This window comes from Halanaerobium sp. (genome assembly GCF_003070835.1).
In genome coordinates this window covers 1-9,093 of the sequence record NZ_QBLR01000133.1, presented here as the reverse complement: position 1 = coordinate 9,093, position 9,093 = coordinate 1, and the positions used below count along the sequence as shown (strand labels likewise).

At 37.9% G+C, this 9,093-nt stretch carries 11 protein-coding genes; 10 read left to right on the top strand and 1 reads right to left on the bottom strand.

Annotated features, from left to right (window positions below; genetic code table 11):
• The 8 genes from CI949_RS12795 to CI949_RS12760 form a co-directional block, all read left to right on the top strand.
• Positions 1–326 (top strand): cation diffusion facilitator family transporter (locus CI949_RS12795; protein WP_290767087.1); only part of this gene is annotated, 326 nt, incomplete at its 5' end.
• Positions 327–409: 83 nt separating this feature from the next.
• A complete protein-coding gene (locus CI949_RS12790) occupies positions 410–1,393 on the top strand; it encodes a Gfo/Idh/MocA family protein (protein WP_108140980.1) in 984 nt (327 codons plus the stop codon).
• 202 nt (positions 1,394–1,595) lie between these two features.
• Positions 1,596–2,234, top strand: coding sequence for a TetR/AcrR family transcriptional regulator (locus CI949_RS12785; RefSeq protein ID WP_108140982.1), 639 nt, complete (start codon positions 1,596–1,598; stop codon positions 2,232–2,234).
• A complete protein-coding gene (locus CI949_RS12780) occupies positions 2,221–2,910 on the top strand; it encodes an ABC transporter ATP-binding protein (RefSeq protein ID WP_108140984.1) in 690 nt (229 codons plus the stop codon). The genes CI949_RS12785 and CI949_RS12780 overlap by 14 nt, the downstream gene beginning before the upstream one ends.
• Before the next feature lie 2 nt (positions 2,911–2,912).
• Positions 2,913–4,148 (top strand): FtsX-like permease family protein, encoded by a 1,236-nt coding sequence (locus tag CI949_RS12775; protein WP_290767084.1) that lies wholly within the window; start codon positions 2,913–2,915, stop codon positions 4,146–4,148.
• A gap of 12 nt (positions 4,149–4,160) precedes the next feature.
• Entirely contained in the window at positions 4,161–5,411 is a 1,251-nt protein-coding gene (locus CI949_RS12770) for an FtsX-like permease family protein (protein WP_290767083.1), read from the top strand.
• Positions 5,412–6,269 (top strand): outer membrane lipoprotein-sorting protein, encoded by an 858-nt coding sequence (locus CI949_RS12765; protein ID WP_290767082.1) that lies wholly within the window; start codon positions 5,412–5,414, stop codon positions 6,267–6,269. It begins immediately after the preceding gene.
• Between the two features lie 142 nt (positions 6,270–6,411).
• Positions 6,412–7,398, top strand: coding sequence for a hypothetical protein (locus CI949_RS12760; RefSeq protein WP_290767080.1), 987 nt, complete (start codon positions 6,412–6,414; stop codon positions 7,396–7,398).
• A gap of 153 nt (positions 7,399–7,551) precedes the next feature.
• On the opposite strand, the gene CI949_RS12755 is transcribed toward CI949_RS12760, so the two are convergent.
• Complete coding sequence (locus CI949_RS12755) at positions 7,552–7,998, bottom strand: hypothetical protein (protein WP_108137416.1); 447 nt, start codon at positions 7,996–7,998, stop codon at positions 7,552–7,554.
• Positions 7,999–8,140: 142 nt separating this feature from the next.
• Here CI949_RS12755 and CI949_RS12750 point away from each other — a divergent pair, with 142 nt between their 5' ends.
• Together CI949_RS12750 and CI949_RS12745 are read left to right on the top strand one after the other, a co-directional pair.
• Positions 8,141–8,548, top strand: coding sequence for a type VII toxin-antitoxin system MntA family adenylyltransferase antitoxin (locus CI949_RS12750; protein WP_166637127.1), 408 nt, complete (start codon positions 8,141–8,143; stop codon positions 8,546–8,548).
• Complete coding sequence (locus CI949_RS12745) at positions 8,541–8,957, top strand: type VII toxin-antitoxin system HepT family RNase toxin (RefSeq protein WP_108137420.1); 417 nt, start codon at positions 8,541–8,543, stop codon at positions 8,955–8,957. The genes CI949_RS12750 and CI949_RS12745 overlap by 8 nt, the downstream gene beginning before the upstream one ends.
• Positions 8,958–9,093: the final 136 nt, after the last annotated feature.

Sequence of the window (9,093 nt, the reverse complement as noted above, 5' to 3'; positions counted from 1 at the left end):
TTGTAGCTCTTTGGATTTTCAAAGCCACCTGGGAAATCACCTGGGAAAATGTAGGATATCTTATCGGTAGAGGAGCTGATCTAGAATTAACTGAAAAAATAGCCGAAGCTGCCTTTTCAGTAACTGAAGTTGCAGATGTGCATCGGATTGTAGCTGAATATGTAGGTCCTCAATTAAGGGTCGATATGCATATAAATGTCGATGGCGATATTCCTTTGAGCAAAGCCCATCAAATTGGAGAAGATGTGAGGCAGGCTGTTGAAGGACTGGAAGAGGTCGATTTAGTTTATGTTCATATTGAGCCGATCGGACATGAAGGTAAATAGTGAAAACTTTATCTATCAATAAATTTGTATCTGATGATAGTATTTATATAGATTTTTTAATTATTAGAGGGAGGTAATTATAAATGGAAAAAGTAAAATGGGGAATTATTGGCTGTGGTGATGTAACAGAAAAGAAGAGTGGACCAGCACTGCAGAAAATAAAGAATTCAGACTTAGTTGCTGTAATGAGAAGGACGGGTGAACTGGCAGAGGATTATGCTGAAAGGCATAATGTCCCCCGCTGGTATGATAAAGCAGAAGATTTAATTAATGATCCAGAGGTTAATGCTGTTTATGTGGCCACCCCGCCTTCCACCCATAAGAAATATACTATTATGGCAGCTGAGGCAGGACTGCCGGTTTATGTAGAAAAACCAATGGCCAGAAACTACAAAGAAGCAGCAGAAATGATCAGAGTCTGTGAAGAAAATGATGTGCAGCTGCATGCAGCATATTACCGCCGGGCGATGCCCAGATTTTTAAAAATCAAAGAGCTGCTTGATTCAGGAGCAGTTGGGGAAATTAGAACAGTAAATATCAGGCTGGCCCAGCCAGTAGCAGCAGAAGAAAAAGATGAAAGCAGTCTTCCCTGGAGAGTATTACCTGAAATTGCAGGAGGAGGCAAGTTTTTAGATCTGGCAGCACATACCCTTGATCTATTTGATTATTATTTTGGCCCAATCGATGCAGCGGCTGGTTTTGCTTCCAATCAGGCTGGTTATTATCCTGCAGAAGATAATGTTGTAATGACCTTTAGATTTGAAAATGGGATTCAGGGAATTGGAAGCTGGACTTTCAATGGTTTTCATGATCTGGACCAGAATGAGATAATCGGCAGTAAAGGCAGACTTTTATTTTCTTCATTTAGTGAAGAAGCTATAATTTTAGAAAATGAAGACGGACGCCAGGAAATAGAATTTCCTTATCCGGAACATGTTCAGCAGCCGCTTTTAGAAAAAGTAGTTGCCAGTTTACTGGGTAAGGGAGAGTCGCCTTCTACTGGTGAAAGTGCAGCCAGAACAACACGGGTGATGGATCAAATTATTGCTGAGTATTATAGAAATTAAAAGTTAGTGTCCTGCAAAAACCATATAAAAATATAGAATAATTAACTTAGATGAGCAGCTGTTTCTGGCAGCTGCTCTTTTTTTTAAAAATAAAAGTTGACAAACTAAATTTAAAAGAATATAATGTGACTACAAAGTCATGTGACTTAAAAGTCATATAAAATCTGAAAATTAATTTTATTTTAAAAAAGAAGGTGAAGCAATGCCCAAACAAACTTTTTTCAACCTGAAAGAAGCAAAAAAAGAGCGGATTATTGAGGCTGCGGTTGACGAATTTGCTGCTCATCCCTATTTAAAGACAAGCATTAATCGGATTATTGAGCGGGCAGATATTTCAAAGGGTAGTTTTTATCAGTATTTTAGCAACAAAAAAGATCTTTATAAATATGTTATTGATCAGGCATCAGATGCCAAGATGAAATTTCTGGCTCAGAAGCTTCAGGATTACCAAAAGCTTGAGTTTTTTGAGCTTTTACGAGAACTCTTTATTGCTGGAATTGAATTCAAACGAGAGTACCCACTTTTTTCTCAAATAGGGGATTATCTTCTCGATGGAAGTAATGAAAGTCTAAAAGAAGAAATTTATGCTGACAGTCGGCCAAAAAGCAACCAGTTTTTTGAAGAGTTATTAGAAGAAGCAGTTATGAAAGAAGAAGTTGATCCAAATATTGATATAAAACTCACAGCTTTTATGTTAACTGATTTTTCAATCAGCATTGTAAGTTATTTTTTTGAAAATCATAATCCAGAAAATGTAGACCAGATTATGGATTATGCAGATAAAATGCTCTATATCATGAAAAATGGTATAGCAAAGGGGGATAAAAATGTCATTAATTAAATTAACAGGTTTAGAAAAAATTTATCAGCAGGGTAAGATTGAAGTTCCCGCTTTAAGAGGAATAGATATGGAGATTGAATCAGGAGAATTTACAACTATCTTTGGTCCTTCTGGTTCAGGTAAAACAACTCTTTTAAATATGATTGGCTGTCTTGATAAATCAACAGCCGGAGAAATTGTATTTGACGGACATTCAATCAATGATCTGAACAGTAAGGAGCTGGCTGAAGTCCGCCGCTATAATCTGGGCTTTGTTTTTCAGAGCTATAACTTAATCCCTGTTTTAACAGCTTTTGAAAATGTTGAGTTTGCAATTCGTTTAATTGACAAACACAGCAAAAAAGAAAGAAGAGATAAAGTAATGTCGCTGCTGGAAGAAGTGGGGCTGGGAGATATGGCTGACCGACGTCCAAATGAGCTTTCGGGGGGGCAAAAACAGCGGGTGGCAATTGCCAGAGCTCTAATCAAAGAGCCAAAACTGGTTCTGGCTGATGAGCCGACTGCTAACCTTGACTCTGAAACCAGCAAAGAGGTTTTAGAGCTAATGAAAGAAATGAATGAAGAGTTAAATACAACCTTTATCTTTTCCACCCATGACCCTCAGGTAATGGATTATGCCCGCCGTTTAATTGAAATCAAGGACGGAAAAATCAGCAAAGACCAGAGGAGGGATTAGTAATGTTTTTTCTTAAAATGGCGTTTAAAAATCTAACACGTCACAAAAGGAGAACTATCATTACTGCTCTGATAATTGCCTTTGCGATTTTAATTTATGTAATTACAGAAGGCTTAATGATTGGCATGACAGAAATGTCTTTTGAAAATATTATAAATTTAGAAAGTGGTCACCTGCAGGTTGCAGATCAAAATTACTGGGAAGATAGAAAAGAGCTGCAACTTAAAAATTTAATCACTCCGGCAGCAGAGATCGAGAATAAAATCAGCCAGACTGATGGTTTTGAGGCTTTAACCAGGCGCTTAAACTTTGCAGTCAATCTTAATAATGGTATCGATGAGCTGCCAGTTACCGGGGTTGGGATTGATCTGGAGACTGACAGTAGAGTCTTTGAGTTGGACCAGCATCTGGTAGCAGGCAGGATGCCGGAAGCGGGAAGTACCGAAATAATTATGGGAGCCAAACTGGCAGAATTGATGGATTTTCAGCTCGGAGACTATGCGATAATGCTGATTAGAACTGAAGAAAAAACTTTTAATACAATTGATGGTGAGATTGTGGGTTTGTTTAACACCCCTCATCCCAGTTTAAATGAAAGCAATGTTTTTCTGCCGCTGTCAACAGTCCAGGAGAGGTTGAATGTGGAGGATAAAATAAGCCACTATGTAGTCCGTTTAAATGATCAGGACCTGGCTAGTAATGCAGCAGAAGAGCTAAGTTCTCGACTTAGTGCTCCCTATCAGGCTTACTCCTGGCGGGATGCAGCCCGGAGCCTGGTAACAATGCTTGAAATGCAGGATATAGAGACTCAGATTATTCTGGCTATAATTTTAACTCTGGCAGCAGTTGGAATCGTTAATACAGTAATTTTATCTGCTCTGGAGCGGATGGAAGAGCTGGGGATGATGAAGGCCTTAGGAATGCACGAGCGAGAAATTGTATATACATTTATGGGCGAAGCAGCCGGGATCGGTCTGATTGGTGGAGTAATGGGAGTTATTATGGGAATTATTGGTCTGGCGATTTTCAATATTAATGGTATTGATATGGCAACTATGACCGGTGGTGGCGATATGACCTATGGCTTTCCTTTAAGTGGAACAATTTATGCTGGCTGGGAGCTTGAATCATTTATTTTTGTCTTTGTCTATGGAGTTGTTGTTTCTGTGCTGGCAAGTGTTTTACCTGCTTTATGGGCCGCGCGCAAAGACCCGGTAAAAGCTATATATCACCGCTAAGGAGGTTGGGAAATGACATTTTTAATTAATATTGCTTTTAAAAATATGTTCAGAAATAAATTGAGAACTATAGTTTCAATCCTGGCTATTGCCTTTGCTGTGATGGTAATTGTCTTTACCAGGGGCTTGATCGATGGAATGATTGGTGACACTTATTCACTCTATATTCATTATGATACAGGTCACATCAAAATTATTGACGAAGAGTATGAGCAGAAGGAAAAACTGCTTTCTCTAAATTATACAGTCAAGGGACTGGAAAACAAAAGTTTAAGTGAAATGCAGGCTGATCTAAATGAGATGGAAGGAATTGAGATGGTTATACCCAGGCTGAAGTTTGGAGCAGCAGTCAGTACGGAAGAAGAACTGGTGCAGATGCTGGCCTGGGGAGTAGATGGAGCTAAAGAACTGGAATTTACCAATCTGGAGAGAGAACTAAGCCAGGGACGGATGGTGGAGCCCGGCCAGCGAGAAGTTGTAATGGGTTCTGAACTTTTAAAAAAGATTAACCGCAGTGTAGGCGAAAAGGTAACAATGGTTTATACGACAGCCTTCAGCTCTTTTCAGGGAGCCACTTTTGAAATAGTTGGTGAGATTCAGAGTAATCTGCCGCTTTTAAATGAACAGGTTGTTTTTATGCCGATTGATACTGCTCAAAATCTTCTTTATTTAAATGATGAGGCGACTGAACTGCTGCTGGTGACTGAAGACCGCGAGCGTGCGGGAGAGTTTCTGCCACAGGTGAGAAATTATCTCAATCAGGGTGGTGGAAATAATTATCTGGCCCAGAGCTGGAAGGAAGGCAATACCTTTATTCAGCTGCTTGAAGTCAGTGAAACAATTTATAATTTCATCTATCTCTTTTTAGTTCTCCTGTCATCAATTGTTGTAATTAATACTCTGGTGATGATTGTTAAAGAGCGAACTCAGGAGATAGGAATGATGAGTGCGCTGGGACTGAAAAGCAGAGAAATTCTACAGCTTTTTATTCTAGAAGGATCAGCTATGGCATTGATTGGTAGTTTTCTTGGTGCCCTTGGAGGTGGAGCTCTAAATTATTATCTGGCAGGAGTTGGTTTTGATTACAGTGCAGCTTTTGAGGATATTGATGTTTTGATGAATCCAGTTATCTATCCGACTTACAAAGTGGAGCATATGCTTTTTGCCTTTGCAATCGGAGTAGTTGTTACAACTTTAACTGCGATTATTCCGGCTAGAAGAGCTGCCAAACTGGAGCCAACAGAAGCTTTAAGAGAAATCTAAATGAAAGCAGAAAATAGAATTGTTTTTGAAAATATAAATTTGAGCAAGATTAAAGTAGAAAGGGGTCAAAATATAATGGCTGGATTAATAAAATCAAGCAAAAATAAAAAGATGATCATTGGCGGATTTAGTTTATTATTAATCGGAATATTTTTTCTAACAACTTTTTCGGCAGCTGCTCAGGATCTGACTGCAGATGAGATAATAAACCGCAGAGATGAAAATGAATATGTAATTACTGCTTATTCGGAAGCTGAAATGATCATTAAAAATAGCGGTAGAACTCAGACTAAAACAATGCGCAGCTGGCAGGATCAGGAAAATGCACTGGCAGAATTTACAAATCCTCGGGATAGAGGGACCAAGTTTTTAAAAAGAGATGATGATCTCTGGATGTTTTTCCCGCAGGCTGAAGATTTAGTTAAGATTTCAGGCCACATGCTGGAACAGGGAATGATGGGAAGTGATTTTTCCTATCAGGATATGCTGGAATCTGACAAGTTAACTGATCTTTATGATTTTGAAATAATCGGAGAAGAGGAATACGAAGGCCGGCCCGCCTATAAACTGGAAGGAGTCAAAGTGCCCGGTAAAGAGGTAAGTTATTACAGACGGGTGGTCTGGATTGATAAAGAAAGATTTGTCGGTTTAAAAGAAGATCTTTATGCAGAAAGCGGCAGGCTGCTCAAAGAAGCTAGAGTTTTAGAGGTAGAAGAGATTGATGGCCGCTGGTACCCGGTGCATATGGTGATGGAAAATAAGCTGCGCCGGGATACAAGCACCGAATTTATCGTCAATGAAATTGAATTTAACCCGGAATTACCGGAAAATATTTTCACCCTGGAAAGATTGCGCTAACTTAAGAAGTTAATGAGGATGGTGATGAAAAAAGATGAAAGTTTTGACCAAAAAACACAGCCTTTTTTTAATAACCATTGTTGCTTTATTGACCATTTTTTCAGCGCCGGTGCTGTCTGCAGATATAGGAGGAAAGGCCAGTTTGATCAGCAATTTAACTTATGCTGATTCTGAGCTGGAAAACAATCTGGCAGCAGAACTTGAGCTGGAGTGGTTTTTACCCTATGATTTTCCCCTGGATATCCAAAACAGAGCCGTTATTTCTCTCTCGGAAGCAGAAGAAGATAAATTTGATCTCTGGTTTAAAAAATTATATTTAAGAGAAAAGTTTGGTCCTTTTAATGCCAGTATTGGGCGTCAACCAATTTCCTGGTCATATGGTGCCTTAATTAACCCGGTTGACTACAGCCTGGGGGCAGAAAATTTAGAAGAAGAAAGTCGGGCTAAGTTTGTGGATGGTTTGGAGTTATATTATCCAATCAACTGGGGTTCTGGGCTGACTTTTGTTGCTTCCAATCTTGAAAATCAAAAAGAGCATAAATGGGCTCTAAGAGGGAGAACTACTTTTAGGGGCTATGATTTAAGTGCCAGTTATGTAAATACACCTTTAGAAGCTGAAACCGATCTGGAGCGTTATGGTTTAACAGCTAAAGGTGATCTGGGCCCTGTTGGTGCTTATGGTGCCTATGGCCTCTGGCAGAGTGATCAGATTGATTATGATATCTACCAGCTTGGTACTGATTACAGTTATAATTTTCAGGCCGGAAGCAGACTTTACCTGCAGGCTGAGTATTTAAGGCTGGAGGGGCTTAAAGGAGATATTTCTGCCTTTGATCTCTTTAATCTCGAATCATCTACTTCAGATGAGGAAAATGGATCAGAAGGCCGAAATAACCTGGATTTTATCAATACCAATTTAAGTTATGAGATCGACGAATTCTCTTCCATTGGAATTATGACGGTCAGCTATTTAGATGACGGCAGTACGCTTTTTATTCCTAATTACAGCTATCTTTTTGGGAGTAATCTGCTGCTTGAGCTGCGGGGTAGTATTGCAGCCGGCAGTGAAGGAGAGGTTTTAGGTGGAGATGCTAAAGGCTTAGAAATTAATTTAAGTTATACTTTTTAGGCCCGTACACGCACCGGGAACCACCCGATTTGTGTCTATAAATGTCGAAAGAGAAGCTTTTCTGACAGATAAATACAAAAACCGACATAAACTGACAGGTTCACGGTGCATGTCAGTTTATGTCGGTTAAGGTCTAAAAGTTTCAGAGCTTAATTATGTAAATTTCCAATGATAGATTTTTTTAGTTAATACAAAGCCCAGGGGCAGCAGTAAAGACAGTTGGATGACTGGAACTAAAGCAATGGAAGTACCGTAAACAAGGGGCATGTTTTCCTGGTAACCCCAGCGGCCTAGATGCAGAGCATGAGCTTCAAAATAAAAGGCAACTAATACCGAGTAGAGTAGGGAAATAATATAATCTTTTCTCTCCCAGTCCCCGAGAAACCAGTTGCTGCGTTGATTGACAAAGGCCAGTATGAAAAATAATCCCAGGGCAATGAAGACATCACCTATGGTCGCCTGAATCATCAGCAGTTGGTGTTCAATGAATCCCTGACCCTCCATTGTATAAAAGATCCCACAGGCTGTGTATTCCCAGATTCCGTGAAGTACAAGTTCTACTGCAGCAAAAATTGAAATTAATTTAATTGTTTTAGGCAAAATAATTTCCTCCCTCTGTTAATTGTCTTCAATTTGTTTTATAATAATGTAAAGACGTTAAATAAATTTATCTAGAGCAGCTAAATGTTTTGGTTAGTTCTTTGCTCAGGTAATGAAGTCAAGCTGTTTAGGGGTTGATATTATGAAAAAGAAAGTTATTGATAAGATAATTAAAATGGCCAGAGAAAATAATGTAATTAAAGCTGTTTATCTTTTTGGCTCTCAGGCTAAGAATCAAGCCAGTGTAAATAGCGATATAGACATTGCGATTCTTCTAGAGGATAATTATACTAAAAAAAGTGGAGAAATTAAAGTTAAGATTTATGAGGACTTAATTAAAGCTGGACTTGATAATATAGATTTAGTTATTTTAAACAAGGCATCAGCTCTTTTAAAATATGAAGTTGTTAAAGAAAATTATCTGCTTTATAAAAAAGAAGACTTTGACGCAGCCTCCTATCAATCACTAGCAATTAGAAAGTACCTTGATTTTGAGTATTACCTGAAAAAAAATCAGCAGAAGTTTAAGGAGAGAATTTTAAATGGTTAAAAAAGAGATAATTTTAGAAAGATCTCAAAAGTGTAATGAATATCTTAAACAGCTGGAGAATATAGTTGAAGATGTAGAATTTAAAGAATTTAATAATAATCCACTTCTGTATGGAAGTGCCGAGAGATTTTTGCATCTATCAATTGAAGCATTAATTGATATAGGGAATCACATAGTTTCAGATGATGATCTGGGGAGGGTTAATGTTTATAAAGATATTGCTGTAATTTTAGCAGAAAATAATTATCTAAATGAAGAGGAAAAAGAGTTGTTTATTCGTATAATTGCTTTCAGAAATATTTTGGTTCATGATTATATGGATTTAGATAGAGATGTAATTTTTAATTTATTAAAAAATAACTTAGATGATATCCGGGGGCTTTTGAAATCATATTTGAACTTAGTTTGACTTAGTTTCAACAAATAATTTATTTCTATGAGGATTCTCGGCTAAAGCCATAAAACAATAGAAAAAAAGTAAATTATTTCAATAAATAAGTTAAAGAATTGAATTTTGAAAACTCCATACTGAAACTAATTATTTC